We start from the raw sequence: 25,955 nt of genomic DNA on the forward strand, positions 1-25,955 counted from the left end.
TGCAAAGGAGACTACTTACGTGCGTCCTCCTCTCGAACATTCGACGCAGGACTGGCCGATGAGTGCGCCGCGCCTTTCGTGGAAGCAATGGCTGCTCACCGACACACCCGCGTCGCGCAAGCAGGCCGCGTTGGGCCTCGCCTATCGACGCTGGCGGCGTTTTGCGGGTAATCCTCTATCCGTGTTCGGCTTTGCGATTCTGATGGTGCTCGTGATCGTCGCGATCATCGGACCGTGGATCGCGCCACATGATCCGTTGCGCCAGGTGCTCTCCGACCGCTTGCTGCCACCGGGCTCGGCATCGCATTGGCTCGGCACCGATCAGCTTGGGCGCGATATTCTCTCGCGCATCATTTATGGCTCGCGCCTGACGCTGTCGATAGCGATCCTCGTGGTCGTCGTCGTGGTGCCGATCGGCCTGATGATCGGAACAACCGCGGGCTTCTTCGGCGGCTGGGTCGATAACGTGCTGATGCGCATCACCGATATCGCGCTGGCGTTTCCGAAGATCGTGCTCGCGCTCGCGTTCGCTGCGGCGCTCGGGCCCGGCGTGATCAATGCGGTGATCGCGATCTCCATCACCGCGTGGCCCGCGTATGCGCGTCTCGCGCGCGCCGAGACGTTGAGGCTCGTGCAGGCCGACTTCATCCAGATCGCGCGTCTGCAAGGCGCGTCGAATCTGCGCATCCTGCTGCGCTATGTGATGCCGCTGTGCATGTCGTCCGTGATCGTGCGCGCCACGCTCGACATGGCGGGCATCATTCTCACTGTCGCGGGTCTCGGTTTCCTCGGGCTCGGCGCGCAACCGCCGAGTCCCGAATGGGGCTTCATGGTCGCTTCCGGCCGCAACGTGCTGCTCGATTCGTGGTGGGTCGCGACGCTCCCGGGTTTCGCGATCCTGCTCGTGAGCCTTGCATTTAACCTGCTCGGCGACGGATTGCGCGACGTGTTCGATCCGCGTCACGGAGACTGACATGCGCAACGACGAAGCGGATGCACCGCTGTGCGAAATCGACGATCTGCGCATTGCCTTTCGCGCGCACGACGGCACGCTGAATGAAGCGGTGCGGGGTTTGTCGTTGACGTTGAAGAAGGGCGAGCGACTCGGCATCGTCGGCGAATCGGGTTCTGGAAAATCGCTCACGGGCCGCGCGCTGCTCGGCTTGTTGCCGCCCGCCGCGCATTGCACGGCCAAACGGCTGCGCTTCGACGGACACGACATGCTGACCATGCCGACGGACAAACGCCGCCGTTTCTGCGGCTCACAAATGGGCATGGTGCTGCAGGACCCGAAGTATTCGCTCAACCCGGTCATGACCGTCGAGCAGCAGATGCGCGAAGCGTTCGCGCTGCACGAGCCGAAGCTTGGCCGCCGTGCAATGCGCGCAAGAGTCATTGCGGCGCTCGAGTCCGTGCATATCCGCAATCCTGAACGCGTCGCCCGCTCTTATCCGCATGAACTATCGGGCGGCATGGGGCAACGCGTGATGATCGCGATGATGGTTTCAACAGGCCCGCGTCTGCTGATCGCCGACGAGCCGACGAGCGCACTCGATGTACTCGTCTCGATGCAAGTGCTGGCCGTGCTCGATGAGCTGATCGAAAAGCATCAGACTGGCCTCATCTTCATCAGTCACGACCTGCCGCTCGTGATGTCGTTCTGCGACCGCGTGGTCGTGATGTACGCGGGACGTGTCGTCGAAACGTGCGCCGCACGCGATCTGATCCACGCGCAGCATCCTTATACCCGCGGGCTGCTTGCGGCGAATCCGCCGCTTGTCGACCCACCCGCCGAATTGCCCGTGCTCTCGCGCGACGCCGCGTGGCTCAGCGAGATCGGCGACGTCAGCGACATCGGCCAGCAGCAAGGAGCGCCGCTATGATTCGCGTCGATGCACTGACCGTGCGCTTCAAGACGGCTGCCGGACTCTTCGATGCGGTACGCGGTGCGAGCTTTCATGTCGAGGCCGGTGAAGTCTTCGGTCTCGTCGGTGAATCAGGCTCCGGCAAGTCGACTATTCTTCGTGCGCTGAGCGGACTCGCGCCGGCTGCCGAAGGGTCCGTGCATATCGCCGGCGCGGATCGCGACATGCGCGGGCGTCATGTGCAGATGGTCTTTCAGGACCCTTATGGCTCGCTGCATCCGCGCTTCACCGTCGATCAGACGCTGCGCGAACCGCTCAACATAAACGGAATCGGCGGCGAGGAAGCGCGCATTGTGAATGCGCTGCGTGAAGTCGGCCTCGATCCGTCGTATCGTTTTCGCTATCCGCATCAATTGTCGGGCGGGCAGCGACAGCGCGTTGCGATCGCGCGCGCGTTGATTGTCGAGCCGCGCGTGTTGCTTCTCGATGAACCGACTTCCGCGCTCGACGTCTCCGTGCAAGCCGAAATCCTCAACCTCCTCAAGCGCCTGCATCGCGAGCGGAATCTCACGATGATTCTCGTCAGCCACAACCTGGCGGTAGTCGGCTTTCTGTGCTCGCGCGTGGCGATCATGCGCAATGGAGAGATCGTTGAAGAGCTTCCGATCGAGAAGATTCGCGCGCAGCAGGTCGAGAGCGAGTACTCGCGCACGCTGTTGCTCGCGACCGGCGGTTATCAGCGCAAGGCTGTCGAAGCATTGGGCGTGGACGCGTCTTTATGAAAGATCGCGTCGAAGCAGCCGGCTCGCGCTCGCGCGCAGCAGGAGTATTTGTCCCGATTGCTTCGTGTTGCCCTGCTGTGCCGTAATGCGGACAGGGACCGTCGAGAAAGTTAAAGACGGAGCGTTATCAGTCTTCCTGGCGGCCGTTCGCGGACGCCATAGCAGTGACCTCATGCTTGCCGACAAAAAGGAGAAGACATGCGTTTTGCTAAGACTTTCACCCCTATCGCAGTTGCAGTTGCGGCACTGCTCGCCGTCGCACCGCTCGCCTCTCGCGCGGATACGGTCGTCAAAATCGGCTTTGCGGCACCGCTCACCGGGCCCAACGCCAGTTACGGCAAAGACCTGCAGAACGGCGTCAAAATGGCGCTCGACGACGCGAAAGCGCAAGGCGTCAAGATCAACGGCCAGCCTGTCTCGTTCGAACTCGTCTCCGAAGACGATCAGGCCGACCCGCGTGTCGGCGTGCAGGTCGCGCAAAAGCTGGTGGATGGAGGCGTGTCGGTCGTCGTCGGGCACTTCAATTCCGGCACGACCATTCCCGCTTCGGATCTCTACGAGAAAGCGGGCTTGCCCGTCATCGATCCGGCGGCCACTAATCCGGTGATCAGCAGCCGCGGCTACAAGAACGTCTTCATGGTGATTTCGAGCGACGCGCAAAACGCCGGCACCGCAGGCGCCTATGCAGTGACGACGACGAAGGCCAAGCGCATCGCGGTGATCGACGACCGCACGGCCTTCGGTCAAGGCGAAGCCGATGAGTTCGTGAAGGCAGTGAAGGCGCACGGCGGCGACATCATCGATCGCGAATACACGACGAATCAGGCGACGGACTTCAAGACGCAGCTCACGAACCTCAAGAGCAAGAACCCCGATCTGATTTTCGTGGGCGCGCTCAATCCGCAAGCGGCCGGCATCATGAAGCAGATGAACCAGCTCGGCCTCAAGGCGCAGTACGTGGGCGGCGGCGGAGTGAAGGACGTCGACTTTATCAAGCTCGCGGGCAACGTGTCGGAAGGCGCAATGGCATGGGAGTACGGGCGCCCGCTCGACAGCACGCCCGTCGGCGCGAAGTTCGCCGAGCGCTTCAAGCAGAAGTTCGGCCAGGACGTGCTCTCGTATGCGCCGTTCGGCTACGACGCCGCGTGGACCGCGATCAAGGCGATGCAGGCAGCCAATTCGACCAAGCCCGACGACTACCGCGCGAAGCTGCAAAGCATCAACTTCGAAGGCATCACAGGGCAGATCGAGTTCAACGCGAACGGCTCGCTGAAGACCGGTTCTTCCACGCTTTATCAGGTGAAGAACGGACAGTGGGTGACGGTGAAGACGGTTAGTGGGCTTTGAGGGTTGGGGGCGTTGTTGAGTGAGAGTGAGAGTCAACTCAACGACGCCTCGAACACGCGCCGATAGTTGCCGCCTAGTAGGTGTCCGGTTTCTGTTTGGGAGAAGCCGGTGGCGAGCAATGCTGCGCCCAACGCCGGCAGTTGTTCATAGCGCGTGAAAACCGGCGGCGCAATGAAGCCGAGCATGTCGGTGCCGAGGCCGACGTGTTCGACGCCCACCACATCCGCCATGCGCTTGAAGCCGTGCGCCATCGCATCGATGTCGTGGAACGTGCCGGAACTCGGCCACACGCCGATCACGCCGCCCGTGTCCGCGACAGCGCGCGCATGGTCGGCTGTGATCAGGCGGCTGCGCGCGCCCGGATGTCCCGCGAGCGCCGTGTGCGAGAGCACCAACGGCTTCGTCGTGACTGAAGCTGCGCGCTTCACGAGATCGAACGTGCCGTGCGCAACGTCCACCACAATACCCAGCGCATTGCAGCGGCGCACGACATCCGCGCCGAAATCGCTCAAGCCGCCGTGAACAGGCGCCTCCGTTTGAATGTCGCCGAGTTCGTTCACACGGTAATGCGTCAATTGAAGGTGACGTAGATGATGGCGCGAGTACGCCTCGTCGATACGCTCCAGTTGCCCCTCCAGAAAGTCCGCGCCCTCGGCGGCGATGATCACGCGCGGTCTTTCTTTTTCCGTCGACGCCAGCATGCTTGCATTCGTCACGATGACGAGTTGCTCGCGATCGACCAGTTCTTTCGCGCGGGCGAATTCCGTTTGGCCGAGTCGATATAGCTCGCCTGGCTGCGGCTCGCGCCACGCCTCGAAACGCTTGCGATCGGCGGACACGTGCGTGACGACGGTATCGGTGACGATGGCGAGGCAGATCACATTCATCCCGCCCGCGCGCATCGGGGCGCTGACGGGCGTCAATGGCCGATGGTCGCCTATGGCCGGATCGCGTGAGACGATGACATGGCCCGCATGACTGTGCATGTCGATGGTCAATGCGCCCGGGGATGCTTGCCATTGCTGCTGTTCTGAGCGCGAATCGGTGTATCTGGCAAAGCGGCCAGGCGCGCAAGCCGCGAGCCCCAGCGCGGTGGTTGACGCGAGGAATGCACGCCGAGTCATGCGCGATAAGGGTGGCTGCGCGACGCTCGCCGCTTCATCAACGCGCTCGGCCAGTTCGAGCCGATAACGCCAGCCCGCAGGATCGTCGACGAGTCGCATCAGACGGCCACGCATGGTGACTAGGCCTGCGTCGAGCGCGACCGGCTCGAGCGGAATGACTTCAATGCAAGTGAAAGGATCGCGTGGCACGCAGCCGCCGCAACAAGGTTCTTGCGCGGCGAGGAGGAAATAGTCGACGGTGGTTGCGGTCGGGTCTAGTGAAATCATCCAGCCTTTGATTTGCACCATGCAGCCGTTTTGATCTATTGCGGAGTCATCCCGGATGGTGGCCCATATCGATGAAAGTGAAACAGAGTCGTCGTCGGTTGGCAGCATTGTCATTAGTATCCGATTGATGGTCTGATGGCAGCATGCAGTTAAACGCGACGTATGCAAAGATTCCGTCGGCAGAGCCTCCGCTTTATTTTCGCGGTATATCCGCTATTCCATCAAAAACATTCGATGCACTTTACCGAGCCCTTTCATTCACGCAACAACCGCACGGCGCGGCTGGTGCTCTTTCTCTCCATCGCGAGTTCATGCTTTTCCGTAGCGCCGAATGTTCTCGCGCAAAACACGATCACGCTATACGGCACGATCGACACCAGTATCGAAGTCACGAATCCCGGCTCATCATGGACGCCGCGCCTCGACTCGGGCGCTTACCGCGGCTCGCGAATCGGCTTGCGCGGCGCGGAGCAACTGGACTCGGACACACGCCTTCTGTTCGAACTGGAAAACGGCTTCAGCTCGGCCGACGGCACGTTGGCCACCGCGAGCACGATCTTCAACCGCCAGGCGTGGATCGGCATCGGCGCGCCGTGGGGCGAAGTGCGTGTGGGCCGTCAGTACTCGCCGATCTACATTCCGTTCAAAGGACAACTCGACGCCTTCGGCGCAGGGACGATCGCCTCGGGGTTGAATAACCTGTCCAAAATCACGCCTTATACCGACAACGGCATCGCCTATCTGTCGCCCGACTTTCACGGCTTCACGACGACAGTCATGGTCGCACTGCGCGACAGCGGCGATGGCAACGGCAACGGCAACGGGCTATCCGGCGACTACGAAACGTTTGCGTACTGCAACGGACCGCTTCGCGTTTCCTACGCGCATCAGCAAACGCATGGCGGTACGACCTTGCGCGCGAACCTCGGTGGTGTCTCCTACCAGTTCGGCGCAGCGACCGCCTATGCGTCGTTCTTCAACGGCGACGGCGGTTCGCCGCGGTATCACGACGACGGCCTTTCGCTTTCGATGCGCTATGCGTTCTCGCCGCGCCTGCGCGCTTCGTTGGGCTATGCGTACGCACGCGATCGCTCGGGCGGCGACAACGACGCGGACCAGTTCAGCGTGGCGTGCGAATACGATCTCTCGCCAAAACTCACGCTCTACGCGAGCGGCGCAATGCTGCGCAACCACCACGACGCCACCTTCACCCTGCGCGGCGTCAACGTCACCGGCCTTCCCGCGGCCTATCCGGGTGCGCCGGTTCGCGGCGTGCAATTGGGAATGATCGAGCGGTTCTAGCCAGATATCGGCCGCGAGGCCGATTAAATGATCCAGCGAGGGCGACGGTATTTTCGCCAGTCGCGGTGGACGCGTTAATGTACGAGCGCCGTGAGGCGGACGCCGAAGTACCCGCGCCCGCCGCCACGCGCGAACGGGACTCCATCCACCAAAAACCCTCTTTCACGGATTGTTTATGCTTATCAAGAACGTTGCGGTCAGCCTGCCTTCCCGAATCGTCACCAATGACGAAGTCGCCGACATGATCCGGTTTCATTCCACCGGCTACGACGGGGACATCGACAGAGGCATACGCACCATCAAGACACTGCTCGACAGAAGCGGGCTCGTCAACCGGCGCTGGTGCGACAGCCACGAATCGCCCATCGATCACGTCGCGATGGCCACTCGCAAGGCTTTGTCGGAAACCTATTTGCGGCCGGAGCATATCGAGCTGTTCATTTATGTCGGCATCGGCAGAGGGTTTCTCGAGCCGGGCAATAGCCACATGATGGCGAGCACGCTCGGCTTCATCAATGCGGAATGCTTCGACGTGGTGGACGCCTGCATGAGCTGGACACGAGCGATGTCGATTATCGACAGTTTGTTCAAGTGCGGTCAGTACAGAAACGCTATGATCGTGAATGCCGAATTCAATATGCTCGCAGGCGGTCCACTCTACCCGGGGAATTTTGCGTTGAAGAACCAGGCGCAAATCGAATACACGCTGCCGTCGTTTACGATCGGCGAGGCCGCCACCGCCACGCTGCTAGTCGCCAACGAGCCGGAGAACTTCAATTTTGCCTTTCGGGGCAAGCCCCAGGTATCGGACCTGTGCACCATTCCGATTCCCGGCTATGAAGGCTTCTGCCATCCGTCGGAAAGAATTGGCAAGAACGGCGACATGCGTTTTACATCGTTCGGCCACGAGCTTCACAAGAATTCCGACGAACTGTCCGCGGTACTCGCTAAACTGCCGATTCCGAGGAAAGACATCGACATTGTCTTTACCCATGCTTCTTCGAAGGCAGCGTGGCACGGCTACGGAGAAAAGGCCGGAATAGAGGACAAGATGTATCACATCTATCCGGAAACGGGAAACCTCGTTTCGGCCTCTATTCCCGCCGCGATAGCGATGGCAAAAGACAGCGGAGAACTGAAGCGCGGCGACAGAGTGTTGTGCTGGGTTGGCAGTGCCGGCATGTCATTCAACGTCAGCAGCTTCAAGTTCTGAGGCCGGTTCAATAAAAGTTAAAGAGCGACATGAAAGCCATTTCAGGGGGCATCCGCTATCTCAACCGGGTCGTGTCCGATGCCGCAAAGGTCTCCGATTACAGCGTATTGGCTGTGGGGCTGATCGGCACCGTTGGACATCCGGTGTACTGGTTGTGGTGGACGTTCATCGATCCTCAACCGAACGAGAACCTGCTGATGCGGGTTGTCGGCACCGTGAGCTGCGCATTGCTGCTTCTGCGCCGTTTCTGGCCCGCGAGGACAGCGCGCCTCCTGCCGTGGTTTTACTTCGTAACGGTAGCGTACACGCTACCGTTTTTCTTCACTTACTACCTGCTGTCCGGTCATTACTCGATGCTGTGGTCGATGGCGGAACTGGGCATGGTGTTCTTTCTGATCGCCATCTTTCCGTCTTTCGTTGCGTTGTCACTGAATCTGGCGCTCGGCATAGGCGCTGCTATTCTGTGCGCGCGAATCGTTATTCCGGAAGCCGTCCACGTCGACGCGCATCTCTTTCTCTACACCTATCTGCCGGTTTTCACGTTTGGCATTTTCGCCGGCATCACCTTCTCATACAGCAATCTGAAGGGGATCGTCGCACAGGCGAGAACCGGAGCGCTTCGCGCGCTTGCCGGGTCGATCGCTCATGAAATGCGCAATCCTCTCAGCCAGCTCAAGCATGTTCTCGATAGAGTAGAAGAAGTCTTGCCCGCGGCAATAGATCATGACTCGCCGCTGGCCGCATCACAGCGCCGGATTGCACTGCTGTATCGGCACCTGGCACACGGCCAGTTGTCGATCGAGCGCGGTTTGCGCATCATCGCGATGACACTTGACGAAGTCAGCGCGAAAGCCATCCGCCCGGAACAGTTCACGTATCTGAGCGCAGCGGCCGCAACGCGCAAGGCGCTGGACGAATACGGCTTCGGCGACCAGAACGAACGCGCGAGAGTCAGACTCGCGGTGCTCGAAGATTTCACCTTCAAGGTCGACGAAACGGTTTATCTGTTTACGCTTTTCAACCTGATCAAGAATGCGCTGCATCACATTGCGGCGCATCCTTTGGCCACGCTCACGCTGACGGTGGATCGGCAGACAGTAATCGTGCACGACACCGGTCCCGGCATTGCGCCCGAAATCCTGCCGCATCTTTTCGAGCCGTTTCGCACAGCGGGCAATTCCGCAGGCACGGGCCTCGGACTCGCTTACTGTCAGCGCGCAATGCGCGCGTTCGGCGGCACGATACGCTGCCGCTCCGAGGTCGGTCAGTTCACGCAGTTCACACTCGAATTTCCGCGCGTTTCCGAAAGCGAGGTCGCCGAGCACGAGCAGCAAATCTTTAATCGCGCCGCCCCGTTTTTCGACGGCAAACGTATTCTCGTTGTCGATAACGATGCAGACCAGCGCACGCGCGTTCAACGGGCACTGTCGAAGGTGGGCGCAAAGCCTGGCGACGCAGCGGACGGCGAGGCCGCGCTCGCCGCGCTCAGCGAGTCCCAGCCGTGGGACCTGGTGCTGATGGACATCAACATGCCGACGCTTGACGGCTACACGGTGACCGAACGAATTCGCGCGGATCGTCGCAACCCGAACTGCAATGCGATCGTCGTCGCTTATACGGCGGAGCCGGGCAACGTGGCGCGATCTCTCGCGCGGCGCGCAGGCATGGACGAATTCGTCAGCAAGTCGGCGAGCATGGTCGAGTTGATCGGTGTTTTGCACAAGCTGTTCGAGAACGGTCATCGGCACGGCAGGACGCAGCGCTTCGATGGCTTCGTCGGCAGAACGATTCTGCTCGCGGACGACGACACCTACAGCAGACTGGTCGCGAAAGGCTATCTGGAGCGATTCGGCGCGACGGTCGTCGAAGCCGAGCATGGACCGGCCGTGCTGGCGCGCTTGCAGCAAGGCGTCGTTATCGACGCCATCGTGATGGATATGAACATGCCCGGCATGGGCGGCGTGGAGACCACCGCGCTGATCCGCGCGCGCTCCGATGCCTACGCGAGCGTGCCGATCATCGCGTTGACCAGTCAATCCGATCGCGAGGCGGTAGAAAGCTGTCTCGCCGCGGGCATGAACGAAGTGATGACCAAGCCCGCGCAAATCGGCGCGCTATATGCAGCGCTGGCGCGGCAATTTGCACGCCATCGAGTGAATCATGTGACGGCAGACACGGTGTCGTCGCCGGAGAACACGTTGCCTGCGGGCAAGCTCGCCGCGTTGCATGAAGGTCCGTTGCTCGACGAGAAACATCTTCAGGAACTGGTCGCGCTGGACTTGCTTGACCAGACATTCCTCAACGGCATCGAACAGATTCGCTCGACGGTGGCGCAACTCGCCGCGAGCGTTAGCGCGCGCGACTTCGACGCGACACGCGACGCCTTGCATGTGCTGCTCGGCGTCAGTGGCAATATCGGCGCAAAAGCGCTGCATCAGTTCGTGCGCCAGATTTATCCGCGCGTGCTGGAAGGCGAATGGCCTGCTGAGGCAGACTGGCTCGCGCGAATCTGCTCGTTAAGCGACCGGTCGGCGCCCGCGTTGCAGACATATTTTGCTTCGGCGAAGGCGCCTGAGAATCATCGCAAGACATTGAGCGACTAATGATCTTTCACAACGCCTTGCTAACCGGCAGCACTAAACATACTTGCCTTTCAACTCACGGAGCCAACGATGACTGAAACGATAGCCATTCGACGCATCCATGCCGACGAAGCAATGGCCTGTGTCGATTCGCTCGCCGATCTGCTGATCGACTGCGTGGAAGGCGGCGCGTCGGTCAGCTTCATGTTGCCTATCTCGCGGCAAACCGCGCTTCACTTCTGGCAACAGGTCGCGAATGGCGTGGCCCGCGACGAGCGAATCCTGCTGGTTGCCGAACGCGCTGACGGCAAGATCGTCGGCACCGTGCAACTGATCACGGCGCAGCCCGAGAACCAGCCTCATCGCGCGGATGTCGCGAAGATGCTCGTGCACCGAGACGCGAGGCGTCGCGGCATTGCGGCGCGTCTGATGACCGCCGTCGACGACGAAGCGCGCCGCGCCGGCAAATCCGTATTGGTACTCGATACCGTGACCGGCGGAGATGCCGAGCGGCTCTATGAGCGCGCAGGCTGGCAACGTGTCGGAGAAGTGCCAAACTATGCGTTGATGCCCGACGGTACGTTCTGCGGCACCACTTTCTTCCACAAGCAACTCATTGCGCAAACGCCGTAAAGCCATTCAATGAAGCGCGGCTCTCACTCCTCGAACAAATCCGGGCCGAACACCTCGTAATGAATCCGCGTCTCGGGAATATCCATCGCGCGTAATGCATCGTGCTGCAAGCGCACGAACGGAATAGGCCCGCAAATGTAGTAGTCCGCGTCGGGCAGCAGAATCAGATCACGCAACTCATCGAGATTGATAAAGCCCGCACGGTCATAGTCCTGACCGGCTATATCGCCGGGTAGCGGGTTCTCGTAATAGACCACCGCCTTGAAGTTCGCATACGTCGCGGCGGTTTGCCGAAGCCTGTCGCGCATCGCATGAACCGCACCGTTTCGCGCGCCGTGCACGAATACCACTTGCCGCTGCGGGTCCTGAATCGCGCGCTTCAGCATGCTGACCATCGGCGTCAAACCGACGCCGCCGCTGATCAGCACGATCGGCGTTTTCGCATGTACGTCGATATAGAACGTGCCGTACGGCGCGGCGAGTTTGACTTCGTCGCCCACGTTCACATGCTCGTGAAGCAGCGACGACACATAGCCCGGCGGCCGCGAAGCGTCGCCCTCCTCGCGTTTGACGGAGATGCGATAGCTGCGCCCATTCGGCATGTCGGACAGACTGTACTGGCGAATCTGTTGCAACTGCAACGAAGGCACATCTACTGCAATGCTGATGTACTGGCCCGGCTCGAAGTTGACGACCGGCTGCCCGTCCGACGGTTCAAGCACAAACGATGTAATGACGCTGCTCTCAGGCCGCTTTTCCTTGACCACGAATTTGCGCCAGCCCGTCCAGCCGCCGAGTTGTTGCGTCGACTTCTCGCGCAACTCGCTTTCCATTCCCATCAACAGGTCCGCGAGATTGCCATAGGCCTGCGCCCACGCGGAGATGATCTCGTCCGTGGCGGCGTCGCCGAGTACGTCCTTGATCGCGCCGAGCAAATGTTCTCCGACAATCGGGTAATGCTCCGGCCGGACATCCAGGCTTGCATGTTTGTTGGCAATGTTTTTCAGCACCGCCGCGAGACTGCCGGGATTCTCGATGTTCTCGGCGTATGCATAGACGGCGCGCGCGAGAGCCTGCTGTTGCAGGCCCTGATCCTGGTGGGCCATGTTGAATACGTTCTTCAGTTCCGGGTGCGCGTTGAACAACCGTTCGTAGAAGCGCTTGATGATCGGGAGCCCATGCTGCGCCAGCACAGGGGCCGTAGCTTTTACAACGTCCTTCGTTTTCTGCGTAAGCATTTGCCTCTCCTTTTATGCGGTGCACGCATCGCGAGCGCGCGAGAGTCCATGAATAAACGCCTGTAGCAAACCGCGTGAGAGCAACGCACGCGATGAAATTGGCGACGGCTAATCATCAGTTACACTGACCATTAGCCGTTCGATTGGGAACCCCACAAAAAGATGAATAGCTTCGATATAACCATTGAGACATATCTTTCAAACATTCACTTCGGCTTGCATACAACGCATGCAATACAGGCACTCGCCGATCTCTACACCTTCAAGGGTCTTCTGCTCATACCCGTGTTGTGGTGGATGTGGTTTCAATCCGGCGAGCGCAGTGCATGGCGGCGCGAAATGGTCATCGCAACGATACTCAGCGGCCTCGTCGCGCTTTTTGTAGGAAGAACCCTCACGCACTGGCTGCCGTTCAGAGTGCGCCCCGTCTACAGTTCCGAACTGAACCTGCACTTTGCGGCCGGCGTGTCCAAAGACGCGTTGCTGTCTTCGTGGAGTTCATTCCCCAGCGACCACGCGATGCTATGGATGGCCATCGCCACCGGCATCTTTCTGATCTGCAAGCGCATCGGCGTACTGGCGCTGATCTACACCGTGTTCTTTATCTGCGTCCCGCGTGCCTATCTCGGCTTTCACTATCCGACGGATCTGCTGGTCGGCGCGGCAATCGGAATCGCGATCACGTGGGTCATGACACGCGAACCCGTTCGCGCGCGTTACGCGGGCCCGCTACTGCGATTGAGCGAACGCTACCCAGGCCCTTCCGCGATGCTGGCCTTCGTGCTCTGTCTCGAACTCGTCACCCAGTTCGACGAACTGCGCAAGCTCGCGAGCAGCGTGCTGAAACATGTATAACGCGTGCGACGCAGGCTTTAACTGCCGATAGAAACGTACAGAAGCACCATCGGCGCCTTCGATGCGCCCGGCGTCGGCGCACGCAGCGGCACGCCATACGTGCAGCGAAAATCGACGAAACGCGACCATTGAAAACGCACGCCCGCGCCGACGCTAACGAGCGACCCATGAGCGGGTTCCGCGAGTTGATCGTCGCGGTTCCACACATGGCCCGCGTCGACGAACACAAACGGTTGCGCGGCCGCGCCGCTCGCACCGAACTGCAACGCGGGCGCACGCAATTCCGTCTGCACGTTCCAGCCGCGATCGCCTAGCACGACGTACGGCTCGTAGCCTCGCACGCTGGTCTCGCCGCCGAGGCCCATTTCCTCGCTCGGTAGCAGCGTATTCGGCGTCCACTGGAACGCGCCGCGCCCGGTCAACGTAAAGCCGCCCAGCGCAATCGCGCGTTGTGCTGCGAGTTGCAGATACGCATAGCGGGCGGTCGCGCCTTGCCGCGCGGCGGCGAACGCGGCCTCGTTGTTAGAGCCGTCCAGTCCGCCAGGACTTCCCACGAGTGTCGCCGATAGGTGCCCGACGCCCGCGTCGCCCGGCTGACTGACATCGTAGGTAAGCAGAAACTGGTGGATGTGTGTGTTCGAGTTGAACACCTGAAAGCCGCCGAATTCCAGATTGTTGTTGCTGCGCTTGAAGTCATAGCCGAACTGAACGAGTTGCGCGGTATTCGTCGTGGTCGGCAGACGCCAGTCGTAGCGGACGCTCATCTGCGCGGAAATGCCCGTTTGCCCGTAACTGTCCGGCAGACGCGGCGTGCTCTGCGCATAGACGCCGAACAGTTCGATGCTGTCGTGCCACGGCAGCGGCGCAATGTAGTTCAGCGCGTGAGCCATGAAGCGCGCGCGGTTCGGGCGTCCTTCAATGTCCGGGTTGCCGCTGAAGAAATCGTTGCTCGCCGTGAATTGATACGCGACATGCTGATCGAGCCCAAACAGATTGCCGTAGTCGATGCCGGCAAAAAAGCGGTCGCGGCCGAGATCGCGCACGCCCGCGTTGTCGTAGCCGGCGCTCACGCGAAGCGGCAGGCGGTCGTCGGTCTGCAGGATGACGTCGGTTGAATTCGCCGCTTCACCTGGCGCAAAGACCGCATCCACGCGTCGATAAGGATTGGCGTTGAGTACCGCGAGACCGAGCGAGACGTCCGACTGCAGAATCGGCGCGCCTGCTTCGAGCGGCATTTCGCGTTTGAGCAGATCGTCGGAGAAATAGCGGTTGCCATTCGTGCGCACCTGTCCCAGGCGAAACTCGGCGACTGCAATATGCACGACGCCGGAACTCACGTCCTGCTCGGGCACGTACACATCCACGAGCGGTTTGCCGGCGGCGCGATAGCGCTCCACCACGGCACGGCGCATGTTGGCAAGACGTCCGAACGTGAGAGGCTTGTCGAGATCGCCGTCGAACGAATGAAGAAATGCCGCGTCGAGCAGGGGCAAATCTTCGGCGGCAATGCGGGGCTGCGTTGTGGCGGCAGGAGCGCTCGCGCCGGCCGGTTGGAACACTAGTCCCTCGAGTCGGGGCACTGCGACCTGCGCGGCATTCTCTTCCGATGGCGCGGAAGGTTGCGACGGCGCAGTGCGCGGAGTGGGCGGCGTCGGCTGCGGCGCGAGGTCTCGCCAGGCCTGCGCGAGCACGGCCGAAGAGTGAAGCGCCGCTGCTACGCAACACGCAATGCAACACGCCAGCAGCGAGCAGCGCATGCTGCCGACGCGCGCCAGCGCATCCGTCGATGAAATACGCCGCTTAACGCGCAAGCTGCGAGCGCAACACGGAATGCGGCGCATTGAACGGCATCGGGCGCACGCCGTCGGCGCGGCTTGCATACGATGTCGGCGAAATACTGTTCATCACGTCTCCTGTCCCGCGCAAGGCGCGCCGCATGCTAATAAGTGGATTGGGCTCTCGCGAGGCGGCCCGATTGTGCGCACGCCCGTATTATTGCAGCGGCTTTCAGGCGCACAATGGGGCACGGATCGCGCGATCTCGACCTATTGCGCCTAAAGGTCTGCGGAATTGGCCAGGGCATAAGCAGCGGCGCGCTGCAATGGGGCGCGAACCCAGGCTTTCCCCAATAGCAGCGAGGCGCCGCGCACAGGACGATGGATTGTCACTTCGCTCACGCAGCGCAGTGCTTCAATCCACTTGCGGTGCAGGCAAACGTTCTATCGAAGCAGTAAAACGGTGCGATTGATAACGCAATGAGCAACAACGATATTGCCGATCAGGTTCCGGCTCTTGTCTGGACCGCGGACGCGCGCGGAATTGTCACCTATACCAACATCGCTTGCCGCAACTACCTTGGCAATCCCTTCGCGCCGAACACCACGCTGCATTGGGACCAGTTCGTTCTCGAATGCGACGTAAAGAAAGTGCTCGACGCCTGGCGCAGCGCGCTCACGGCCGGCGAAAGCGCGAAGGTCAACGCGCGCCTGCAGCGCTTCGACGGCAAGTACCGTTGGCACAAGCTGCGCCTTCAGCCCATTTTCGACGACGCGCGCGTCGTCACTGGCGCATGCGGCATCGCGATGGACATCGACGACTTCGTGAAGGCCGGCGAGGCTTACGAAATCGGCGAACGGCGTCTGCGCTTCGCGCTCGACGCGGCGCGCGTCGGCGCGTGGGAATGGGACATGGGCAGCCGCACGGCGCGCATCAGCGCCCAGCTCGCGCACATCTACGGGCTCGAGCAGCAGCAGGCGGAAGTGCCGTTGCAATGGCTCTTCGACAGAATCCCCGAAAGCCACCGCGCGTGGTTCGCGCGCGAGTTGACGGGGCGCCTGCACGAATGTGTGCCGTTCGAACTCGATTTCCCGATCGAACTCGAGGACGGACGCCGTTTGTGGCTGCGCACGCGCGGCGAAACGGACTGCGGTAGCGGCTCGGAAATCGAGCGCGTATTCGGCGTGACCTTCGACATCACCGAGCAGCACGACGCGCAAACCGAACGCGAACGCAGCGAGCAGCGCTATCGCGCGCTCGTCGAAGCGAGTTCGGAACTGACGTGGATTGCGGACGCGGCGGGCCGTAACCATCAGCTCGGCAACTGGCACTCGTTCGCTCCGCAAGAGGGCTTAAGCACAGGCTGCGAATGGCTCGATCTCGTTCATCCCGACGACCAGGACAGCGCGCGCGACAAGTGGTTGGGCATCGTCAAGGCCGAGCGGCCAGGCTCGATGACGTTCCGCTTGCGTCGGCGCGACGGCAGTTGGCGGACCATGTCCGCGCGTGCCGCACCATTGCGCGACGACGACGGCACGCTGCGCGAATGGTTTTGCATGGCAACCGACGTGACCGACGAACGCGCGGCCGCGGCCGCACTCGAAGAGCGCAACCTGCGTCTTCAGGTCGCGATGCGCGCCGCGAAGATGATCATCGGGTATCTGTCGCTGGATTCGTGGACGGTCTGCTGGGACACCGTCGACGCAATGCCCCGCGTGCTGGCCGGGCCGATTGCGCTGTCGTATGACGCGGCGCTGCATCGCGTGCACGCTGAAGACCGCGCCGCGGTGGACGCCGCGATGCGCCGCGTCGCGCTCACCGGCGAATTCGACGAGCCGCTCGAGTTCCGCATCGCGATGAACGGCCAGGAATGCTGGCTGCAAAGCCAGGCCGTGTTGCAACGCGACGCCGACGGCCGGCCGTGGCGCGTCATTGCGAGCGCGGTGGACATCACGCAGCGCAAGACGCTCGAACTTGCGCTGCGCGAAACGGACCGCCGCAAGGACGAATTCCTCGCGATGCTCGCGCACGAATTGCGCAATCCGCTCGCGCCGATGCGCAACGCGATTGCATTGCTGCGCCGGCAGAAAGACGCCGGCATGAAGCCCGGCGAACTGGTCGGCATGCTGGGCCGGCAGGTCGATCACATGGCGCAACTCGTCGACGATCTGCTCGAAGTGTCGCGCATCACGCACGGGCGCATCGTGCTTCGACGCGAGCCGCTCCTGCTCGGCACCGCGGTTTACGGCGCGCTGGAAACGGTCTCGTCGATGGCGGCCTCGCGCGGCCAGCACCTCACCGTGCGCTTGCCGCCCACGCCCGTGTGGCTGCATGCAGACCCGCTGCGTCTGTCGCAGATCCTCGTCAACGTATTGAACAACGCGTGCAAGTACACGGACCACGGCGGCAGCGTGTGCGTGACCGCGCTCGCCGACGAGCGCTTCGCGACCGTCACGATCGAGGACAACGGCAGCGGCATTTCGCCCGATCTGCTGCCGCACATCTTCGATCTTTTCGCGCAAGGCGAGCGCACGCTCGACCGCGCGCATGGCGGTCTCGGCATCGGCTTGTCGCTGGTGAAGAAGCTGGTCGAACTGCACGGCGGTTCAATCGAGATCGCGAGCCCTGGTCCCGGCCGCGGCGCGACCGTGTCGATCAGGCTGCCGCTTTCGCATGCGCCGGAAACGGCCGCGCCGTCGCACGACGAACCGTCGGCGAGCGGTGCCTCGCATGCCGAACGCGCTTCGCTGCATGTGTTGATCGTCGACGACAACAAGGACGCCGCCGACTCGCTCGCCCTGCTTTGCGAGAGCGAGGGCTATCACGTCGATGTCGCGTATGGCGCGCAGGATGCGCTTGCGAAAGCCGAGGCCGAGCCGGTGGATGCCGCGCTGCTCGACATCGGTCTGCCGGACACGGACGGCTACGAACTCGCCAGGCTGATTCGCCAGAAGGGCGAGACGCGGCCCGTGCTGATCGCGGTGACGGGTTACGGCCAGGCCGACGATCATCTGCGTGTGCAGGCGGCCGGGTTCGACCATCATCTCGTCAAGCCGGTCGACATCGAGTACCTGATGTCGCTGCTCGCGGAACTCTCGCCTGCTGCGGCGTCGCCGCACGCGGAGTGAGGCATCGAACGCAGCATTAAGCCGGGAGCGGTGCATCAAGCCACCCGCGCCGCCCCGACGCTCACATCACTTGCGTCCCTGAACTGTGATCGACACATACCGGTCCGGTTGCAGGCACGCGATCAGCGCGCGGCCCTCGCGGTCCGCGCAGTTCGTTCGCGGCTGGCTCGCGCCCACGCCCTTCGCCTGAATGATGCTGCCGTCCAGTCCGTGAGCGATCAGATAGTCGCGCACGGTGTTGGCCCGCGCGAGCGACAACGGTCCGTTGAGCGATTCGGGACCGAGCCTGTCGGTGTGGCCGACGACCTCGATCGCGCTCACCTGCTCGTGCTTGCGGATGCGCGCGGTGATCTCGTCGAGTTGCGCTTTCGCAGACGGCAGCATCGTGTCAGCCGCTGACTTGCCGAACGGGAACAACGCATCGCTTTCCAGTGCAAAACTCTCGAGCGTGGGCGCTTGCGCAGCGACGGCGCCCGTGTCGGCCGCCGCATTGTTGCCCGCTTCCTGGCCGCATTTGAACAGCAGAATGCGCGGGTCGCTGCGGTTGTCGTCGGCGGCGCGCACGCGGTCTATTTTGTCGATCGGCTGCACGCCCTTGTCGCCGCAAATGCGTTTCGCAACGTCCATGCAGGTCGACGCGCTTTCGAACAATCCGTGGCACTCGGCGCGGTAGGTGCGCGCGCCGTTGTTCGAGTCGACGGAATAGGCGTTGAAGGTCGGGCCGCTCGCCGCCGTGCATCCGGTTATGACGAGCACGGCGCTATTGAAAAGGCTTGCAAAAAAGAGTCTGTTCATCTGGTACTCCATAAACTGTGTGTGGCGAAGAATGCGTGGCGCGCGGCTGCGGCCCCGCGTTCACGACTTACCATTGCATGGCCGCGCCGACGCCGACCGTCGTGCCGCCGGGGCTCATGCCGACGCCGGCTTTCATCTTCACGTTCTCGGTGAGACGCGCCGTGCCGCCGATCGCCACCGCCTGATAACCGCGGAACCCCGCCGTGCCGATGCCGAGCGACAACGTCTTGTCCTTGTCCACTTCCGGAATCATCGTGAGCGCGGTCGCCGCCGCGATGCCCGAATACGCATTGCGCGCCGTCGAATTGATGCCGTTCTGCAGTTCGTTCATGCGAGCATCGGTGTAGGCGTTCGCCTGCGAAAGCGTGGCGTTCAACTGCTGGACGTTGACGGCATCCGTCGGCGCGGTGCCGGCTGCGACGTTGATGACCTGCCGGTTCGTGCCCGAGGAGCCCACTGCCACGACATTCGAGCGGCCGCCGTCGTTACTGTCGGAGCCGAGCGCCGTCGAACCTGCTCCCGTCGATGTCGCTCCGGCGCCCACCGCAGTCGAACCGCTGGCCGATGCGGTCGAACCGTTGCCCACCGCCGAGCTGTTCGTGCCGGACGCCACCGCGCCCTGCCCGCCCGCCGACGAGTTCGTGCCCGAAGGAGCCGGAGGCGTGGGCGTGCCGGGCGACGACGAGAAGCTGCCGCCGTTGTTGGTCGTCTGCTGGCTGATGAGTGTGGTCAAGCGGCTTGCCACTGCATCGAGTTGCGAGACGTTGACGGCGTCGGTGCCGGCCTTGCCCGCCGCAAGGCCGGTGATCTGCCGGTTGCCGATGTTCACTTCACCCGCCGACGACTGCGGCGTGCTCAAGCCATACGCGATGTAATTGCTGACCGCGCCGACCGTCGTCACCGATCCGGCTCCAAGCGCGACGCTGTTCGCAAACGATGCGCTGGAGCCTGAGCCGAGCGCGAGCGCGTCGATTGCGGTGCTGTGCGCGCCTGAGCCGATTGCAATCGATCCGGCGTTGGCCGCGCTAGCGTTCGCGCCTTGAGCAATCGACTGTGCGCCGCTTGCAACCGAGCCGCTGCCGACCGCAATCGCATCCGCCTGCGCCGAGTTCGCGGCCTGGCCGATTGCGACGCCGCCAGGCGCCGTCGCGTCGACGATTGCGCCATTGCCGACGCCCACGCCGTTGTCGCCGTTGACCACAGTGGTCGGCCCGACAGCGATCGACTCCGCACCGACCGCAAGCGAATCCGCCGCCGTGGAATTCGCGTGGAAGTACAACTGGCCCGTCACGGCAAACGACGACAACGCGCCGGCCAACTGCCGGATCGTGACGGCGTCGTGTGCCTGCGTGCCATCCGCGACGTTCGTCAATTGACGATACGTGTTGCCGCTCGCGCTACCGAACGACACCGCGCCGAGCAAGGTCTGGTCGGCCGTGTTGAACGGAATCGCGTGCGTGCCGTTTGCAATCGAGCCGACGCCCGACAGCACCGCGCGATCGGACACCGAACCCGAGCCCATCGCGACACCGCCAACCACCGACGCACTCGACAAAGTGCCGAGCGCAACCGCGTTATCCGCCACCGCCGAAGCGCCATTGCCGCCCGCGAAGCTGCTCGCGCCGCTCGCCGCTGCAGCTACGCCCGCCGCCAATGCGTTGAGACCGGTCGCGCCGTCGTTGTTGTAGTTGGCGCCTTGCGTGCCGCCGTCGTTGACGCTGTAGTAGTGCTTCGCGTTGGCCGTCACGACGCTGGCGAGGTTGTCGACTGCCTGATCGGTTGCGTAGAGCTGCGAGCCGTTCACTGCATCCGTGCTGCCCGAACTGAGCGTGCCCGCGGCCACGTTCTGGATCTGCCGCTCGGCACCTGGCGCGCCCACGCTCACCACGCTCGTCGGGTTCGTGCCGGCAAAGCTGTACACGGTGCCGCCGATGGTCGCGCTCGCGGTCGGCGTCGCGGTGCCGGTCCGCGAACCCGAACCGAGCGCCACGTCGTTCGCGTTGCTCGCCGTCGCGCCCTGGCCGAGCGCCGTGCTGCCCGCGCCCGCCGCGACCGTTCCGACGCCCGCCGCCAACGCGTTGACGCCCGTCGCGCCGTCGTTGTTGTAGTTGCCGCCCTGGGTGCCGCCGTCGTTGACGTCGAAGTAATGCGTCTTGTCGGCGGCGACGGTGGTGGCCAGCGCGTCGATCGCCTGATTGCTCTGATACAACTGCGAGCCGTTGACCGCGTCCGTGCTCGTCCCGTCGAGACGTCCCGCTGCGACGTTCTGGATCTGCCGCTCGGCGCCCGCCGCACCGACGCTCACGACGCTCGTCGGATTCGTGCCCGCGAAGCCATAGACCGTGCCGTTGATGGTCGTGCTCGACGTCGGCGTTGCCGTGCCGGTCTGCGAGCCGGAGCCGAGCGCGACGCTGTTCGCCGATGTCGCGTTCGCGCCGGCGCCGAGCGCGAGGGCATCGATTGCAGTGCTTTGCGCGCCTGAACCGATTGCGATGGACCCGGCATTGGCGGCGCTTGCGTTCGCGCCTTGAGCAATCGACTGCGCGCCGCTCGCGACTGAGCCGCTGCCGACCGCGATCGCATCAGCCTGTGCCGAGTTAGCGGCCTGGCCGATTGCGACGCCGCCTGGTGCAGTCGCGTCGACGATTGCGCCGTTGCCGACGCCCACTCCGTTGTCGCCGTTGACCACGGTCGTCGGTCCGACAGCAATCGACTCCGCACCGACCGCGAGCGAATCCGCTGCCGCCGAATTCGCGTGAAAGTACAACTGCCCCGTCACGGCAAACGATGACAGCGCACCCGCCAACTGCCGGATCGTGACGGCGTCGTGCGCCTGCGTGCCGTCCGCGACATTCGTCAACTGACGATATGTGTTGGCGCTCGCGCTGCCGAACGACACTGCGCCGAGCAAGGTCTGGTCCGCTGTGTTGAACGGAATCGAATGGCTGCCGTTTGCAATCGAGCCGACGCCCGACAGCACCGCGCGATCGGAGACCGAACCCGAGCCAATGGCGACGCCGCCCACCACCGACGCACTCGACAAAGCGCCCAACGCAACAGCATTGTCCGCGACCGCGGAAGCGCCGTTGCCGCCCGCGAAGCTGCTCGCGCCGCTTGCCGCTGCCGCGACGCCCGCCGCCAGCGAGTTCAGTCCGGTCGCGCCGTTGTTGTTGTAGTTGGCGCCTTGCGTGCCGCCGTCGTTGACGCTGTAGTAATGCGTCTTGTCGGCGGCGACGGTCGTCGCGAGACTGTCGACCGCCTGGTTGGTCTGGTAGAGCTGCGAGCCGTTCACCGCATCCGTGCTGCTCGCGCTCAGCGTGCCCGCCGCCACGTTCTGGATCTGCCGCTCGGCGCCCAATGCGCCCACGCTCACCACGCTCGTCGGATTCGTGCCGGCAAAGCTGTACACCGTGCCGCCGATGGTCGCGCTCGCGGTCGGCGTCGCGGTGCCGGTCTGCGAACCGGAGCCGAGCGCCACGTCATTTGCATTCGTCGCGACCGCGTTCGGGCCTATCGCGACGCTGTCGGTGCCGAGCGCCTGGCTGTCCGGCGCCGTCGAGTTCGCGTGGAAGTACTTGATGCCCGGCGCGCTGCCGCCGCCGGTGATCGCGGTGATGAGGTTCTGTACCGACGAATAAGTGTTGCCGCCGTAGCTGAGGTTGGTGGTCAGCGCGCCGGTCGTGCTGTTGTACGTGGTGCCGCCGCCGAGGCTCGACGCCACGGTGTTGCCGAGGTTCGTCACCTGGCCGCCGATTGTGTCGATGGCGGCATCGGCGGCGAAAAGCTGCGAGCCGTTCACCGCGTCCGTGCTCGACGCGTTCACGCGTCCGGCCGCGACGTTGGTGAGCTGACGCGGCGCCGCCGCGGTTCCGACGCTGACCACGCCGGCCGGTGCGCCGCCCGCATAAATAACGGTCGCGCCGTTGATGACGCCGCTGCCGGTCGGCACCGCGGCCGACGTGACCGACGATCCCTGCCCGAGCGCCACGTTCGAACCGGTCACACCGCTCGCGATGCTCGCGCCCTGGCCCAACACGGTGGAGTTCGCGACGCCGTTGTCGGTGGACTGATTGCCGACCACGAGCGACGCGGCGCCGCTCGCCGTTGCGCCGAAGCCGCCGGCCGCCGCGTTGGCGCCGGACGATACCGGCTGCGTCGACGTGACCGAGTTGTTGGACACGAACGGGCCGACCGTGCCGCTCGTCAGACTGTCGACTGCCTGGTTGGTCGCATACAGTTCGCTGCCGTTCACGGCGTCGGTGCTGGTTGCAGTCACGCGGCCCGCGGCGAGATTCGTGAGCGTCCGCTCGTTGCCGACCGAACCGATGCTCACGGTGCTGCCTGGCGTCGTGCCTTGCACGCCATGCGTGACGCCGCCCACCGTGACAGTGGCGGTGTTGACGGCGGCGCCCGTGACGCTGCCGGCGCCGAGCGCCACGGCGTTTGCATTGGCCGCCGTCGCGTTTGCGCCCAACGCAATCGCGCCGCCGAGGTTCGCCACGGCGGAGTCGCCGAATGCGAGTGCGCTCGCGCCGGTCGCGTTGCTGGCGTTGCCGAGTGCGACGGCGCCCTGGCCGCTTGCCGTGTTGCCGTTGCCTTGCGCGACCGCGCCGTTGCCGGTGGCCGTGTTGTTCGCGCCCACCGCGATTGCGCCGTTGCCGTTCGCGCTATTGGGATCGCCGATCGCAACGGCGCCGTTGCCGCTGACGGTCTGCGCCTGACCCAGCGCGACCGCGCCCGTTCCGCCCAGCACGCGCGAGTTCTGGCCGCCGGCGATCGAACCGGCGCCGGCCGCCGCCGCGACGATGTTGCTGTCGCCGATGGCCACCGTCGACGCGGCCAGTGCTTGCGATGTAACGCCGATGGCCGTCGCATTGCCGCTGCTTGCGACCGTCTGCTTGCCCAACGCGACGGCGCCGGTTCCCGACGCCGTTGCATTCGTGCCCAACGCAATGGCATTCGCATTCGTGCCCGTCACTGCCGAGTCGCCTAGCGCAATCGACGACAAACCCGCAGCGCTCGCGCCGGAACCGAGAGCAACCGCGCGAATGCCGGATGCCGCGGCGCCTCCGACTGCGGCCGGCGAAGATGAACCGCCTTCCGCGACAGAGTCCGATGAGCCCAGCGCTATCGAATTAGCTCCGGTGGCCTGCGAGCCGTTCATCATGGCGAGCGAGTTGAGCCCCGAGGCGGCGGCTCCCGCGCCCAATGCGACTGCGTTCTGTGCGGTGGCTCTGGATACGGTGCCCGCGGCCAGCGAAGAGAGGCCCGATGCGACGACATCCGTACCGAGAGCAACGGCGCCGTCCGCCGTTGCGCCGGTGCCCGCGACGGTACGCGCGCCCAGATAGACGGCGTTCAAGCCGCTGGCAATAGACTGAAAGCCGACGGCTACGCCATGCGTGCCCGAACCGTTGGCGACGTACCCAATCGCGACCGATGCGGCTCCGCTGCCCACCGCATGAAAGCCGAAGGCGTTCGCGTAGTCGCCGGTGGCAACAACGTCAGTGCCGATCGCATTGGACGATAGTCCGCTCGATCCCGTGCCGGCAGCGGTTCGCGATCCCAGATAGACCGCGTTGACACCGGTCGCGGAAGCTCCGGAACCGACCGCTACACCATTGGTTGCTGAACCGACGGCTCCGCTGCCCACCGCCACCACGCCCGACGCCGCGGCGCTTGCGTTCGCGCCGACTGCAACGCCGTTGTCTCCGGCGGCTTTCGCCAAGGCGCCGACGGCAGTCGACACATTGCCGCTAGCGAGGGCCTGGACGCCAATACCGATGCCGGCTGAGCCACTCGCGGTGACGTCCGTACCAATGCCAATCGCCGACTGCGCAGTTGCGCCCGTACCTGCCGCAGTGCGAGCGCCGAGGTAAATGGCATTAGTAGCCGCGGCAATGGCTTGATAGCCGACTGCCAGGCCATTGAGTCCCGTACTGCTGGAGGCATAACCTACCGCCGTCGCCCCGCCCGCAGTGGCCGAGGACTGAACGCCCATGCACGACGCGCTGCCGCTGAAAGAGTTGTACGGCGGTGCGGCGCAGTTCACCTGCGCCTGCGCTTGCGCGCCCCATCCGCCCACGCCCATTGCCACCAGCACGGTCAGCACGCGTGGATTGGCATTGCGCTGCGGAGCGACGCGGCCTTCGCCGGGTTCACCGTTGCGCGCATCGCATACCGAGGCCGCCGCCCCCGACTTGCCCTTGCCGCGCGACGCGTCCAGTTCCGACGCCGCGACGAAAGCGCCCAGCGCCTTGTTCCAGATTGTCCGATATGCCTTGTTCATGTCGTTGTCTCGCCGAATAATTGAAATGCGGAGTTCTTAAGCGCGAGCGTGCGCTCGCCTCCCGTTTACTTAGGATGACTATTTACCGCGTTTAAAACATCGCTCAGTGGCGAACAGCTTTAGCGTTGATCTTTCGACGACGAATCTTCGGTGCAGGCGCAAAACATCGCCACACTATCAATTCGCATAGCTAAAGGAAAACGCGCGCGTCAACCGGACACTTCCAGTTTCAGACGACTAACCGCTGAGACGATTGATGAATTGCCGCGTTATGAAGGTCCGAACGGACACGGCACTGAGACGCGAGCAGCGATTGAGCGGCGGAACGCCAATTGCCGGCCTTGATATTGTTCTTTCGCCGGGCGTGCGCCCGACTTTTTTGCGCCTGGAATACTCATAGCTGCCAGCCCCCTGGATATGCGTCACTTCGTTTCGCCGGCGCCTGAGTGGTGAGCCACCTCATGCCGTGCACAAGCGCCGTTTATTCAAATGATTGAGCACTATCTGAGACGATGACCGACCTATTCGCTTTGGATGCGGCGTCTCGTCCGGGGTATCGTGTAACAAAAAGAAAGTTCTGTGCCCAAGGGAACTTTCTCATAAGACTTTTCATTTGTCCACGTAAAGTCTTTAACTATTTTCAGGTATCGCAAGATTTAACAATTGAAAGAAGCCGCCCCTATTAAGGCTGAGCGCGAGGTTGCCTGGTAGTTGCCCGGAAACTGTGCAGCACGCCGTGATACGGCCATCAGCGGGGAA

General features: G+C 63.2%; 15 protein-coding genes. 10 read left to right on the plus strand and 5 right to left on the minus strand.

Annotation, left to right across the window (positions count from 1 at the left end):
* The first annotated feature begins 58 nt into the window (after positions 1–58).
* From nikC to C8K18_RS05980, 4 genes are all read left to right on the plus strand, one after another.
* Positions 59–973: a nickel transporter permease gene (nikC, locus tag C8K18_RS05965; protein WP_107707135.1), complete on the plus strand. Its 915-nt coding sequence runs from the start codon at positions 59–61 to the stop codon at positions 971–973.
* Between the two features lies 1 nt (position 974).
* Positions 975–1,883 (plus strand): ABC transporter ATP-binding protein, encoded by a 909-nt coding sequence (locus C8K18_RS05970; protein ID WP_107706937.1) that lies wholly within the window; start codon positions 975–977, stop codon positions 1,881–1,883.
* The gene (locus C8K18_RS05975) at positions 1,880–2,647 is read left to right on the plus strand and encodes an ABC transporter ATP-binding protein (protein WP_006049671.1); all 768 of its coding nucleotides are present in this window, start codon (positions 1,880–1,882) and stop codon (positions 2,645–2,647) included. The genes C8K18_RS05970 and C8K18_RS05975 overlap by 4 nt, the downstream gene beginning before the upstream one ends.
* Before the next feature lie 198 nt (positions 2,648–2,845).
* Positions 2,846–3,994, plus strand: a complete 1,149-nt coding sequence (locus C8K18_RS05980; protein ID WP_107706938.1) for a branched-chain amino acid ABC transporter substrate-binding protein — start codon at positions 2,846–2,848, stop codon at positions 3,992–3,994.
* A 32-nt stretch (positions 3,995–4,026) separates the two neighbouring features.
* On the opposite strand, the gene C8K18_RS05985 is transcribed toward C8K18_RS05980, so the two are convergent.
* Positions 4,027–5,406 carry a dipeptidase gene (locus C8K18_RS05985; protein ID WP_258230477.1) on the minus strand — a complete coding sequence of 460 codons (1,380 nt, stop codon included), beginning with the start codon at positions 5,404–5,406 and terminating at the stop codon, positions 4,027–4,029.
* Between the two features lie 213 nt (positions 5,407–5,619).
* On the opposite strand from C8K18_RS05985, the gene C8K18_RS05990 reads away from it, so the two are divergent.
* The 4 genes from C8K18_RS05990 to C8K18_RS06005 all read left to right on the plus strand — a co-directional run bounded on the left by C8K18_RS05990 (position 5,620) and on the right by C8K18_RS06005 (position 11,115).
* A complete protein-coding gene (locus C8K18_RS05990; protein ID WP_258196071.1) occupies positions 5,620–6,687 on the plus strand; it encodes a porin in 1,068 nt (355 codons plus the stop codon).
* A gap of 175 nt (positions 6,688–6,862) precedes the next feature.
* Complete coding sequence (locus C8K18_RS05995; protein ID WP_029966890.1) at positions 6,863–7,900, plus strand: 3-oxoacyl-[acyl-carrier-protein] synthase III C-terminal domain-containing protein; 1,038 nt, start codon at positions 6,863–6,865, stop codon at positions 7,898–7,900.
* Positions 7,901–7,929: 29 nt separating this feature from the next.
* Positions 7,930–10,503, plus strand: coding sequence for a response regulator (locus C8K18_RS06000; protein ID WP_107706941.1), 2,574 nt, complete (start codon positions 7,930–7,932; stop codon positions 10,501–10,503).
* A gap of 69 nt (positions 10,504–10,572) precedes the next feature.
* Positions 10,573–11,115: a GNAT family N-acetyltransferase gene (locus C8K18_RS06005; protein ID WP_107706942.1), complete on the plus strand. Its 543-nt coding sequence runs from the start codon at positions 10,573–10,575 to the stop codon at positions 11,113–11,115.
* 23 nt (positions 11,116–11,138) lie between these two features.
* On the opposite strand, the gene hmpA is transcribed toward C8K18_RS06005, so the two are convergent.
* The gene (gene hmpA, locus C8K18_RS06010) at positions 11,139–12,353 is read right to left on the minus strand and encodes an NO-inducible flavohemoprotein (protein WP_107706943.1); all 1,215 of its coding nucleotides are present in this window, start codon (positions 12,351–12,353) and stop codon (positions 11,139–11,141) included.
* Positions 12,354–12,515: 162 nt separating this feature from the next.
* On the opposite strand from hmpA, the gene C8K18_RS06015 reads away from it, so the two are divergent.
* Positions 12,516–13,208, plus strand: a complete 693-nt coding sequence (locus C8K18_RS06015; protein ID WP_107706944.1) for a phosphatase PAP2 family protein — start codon at positions 12,516–12,518, stop codon at positions 13,206–13,208.
* A 17-nt stretch (positions 13,209–13,225) separates the two neighbouring features.
* Here the strand turns inward: C8K18_RS06015 and C8K18_RS06020 are convergent, their stop codons facing one another.
* Positions 13,226–14,965, minus strand: a complete 1,740-nt coding sequence (locus C8K18_RS06020; protein ID WP_107707136.1) for a ShlB/FhaC/HecB family hemolysin secretion/activation protein — start codon at positions 14,963–14,965, stop codon at positions 13,226–13,228.
* A 498-nt stretch (positions 14,966–15,463) separates the two neighbouring features.
* Between C8K18_RS06020 and C8K18_RS06025 the strand changes: the two genes are divergently transcribed.
* A complete protein-coding gene (locus C8K18_RS06025; RefSeq protein ID WP_107706945.1) occupies positions 15,464–18,112 on the plus strand; it encodes a PAS domain-containing protein in 2,649 nt (882 codons plus the stop codon).
* A 66-nt stretch (positions 18,113–18,178) separates the two neighbouring features.
* On the opposite strand, the gene C8K18_RS06030 is transcribed toward C8K18_RS06025, so the two are convergent.
* Together C8K18_RS06030 and C8K18_RS06035 are read right to left on the minus strand one after the other, a co-directional pair.
* Positions 18,179–18,907: an OmpA family protein gene (locus C8K18_RS06030; RefSeq protein WP_035569661.1), complete on the minus strand. Its 729-nt coding sequence runs from the start codon at positions 18,905–18,907 to the stop codon at positions 18,179–18,181.
* Between the two features lie 67 nt (positions 18,908–18,974).
* On the minus strand, positions 18,975–25,196 hold the full coding sequence (locus tag C8K18_RS06035) for an ESPR-type extended signal peptide-containing protein (RefSeq protein ID WP_107706946.1): 6,222 nt from the start codon (positions 25,194–25,196) through the stop codon (positions 18,975–18,977).
* Positions 25,197–25,955: the final 759 nt, after the last annotated feature.

This window comes from Paraburkholderia sp. GV068 (assembly GCF_003058125.1).
Classification (GTDB): Bacteria; Pseudomonadota; Gammaproteobacteria; order Burkholderiales; family Burkholderiaceae; genus Paraburkholderia; species Paraburkholderia graminis.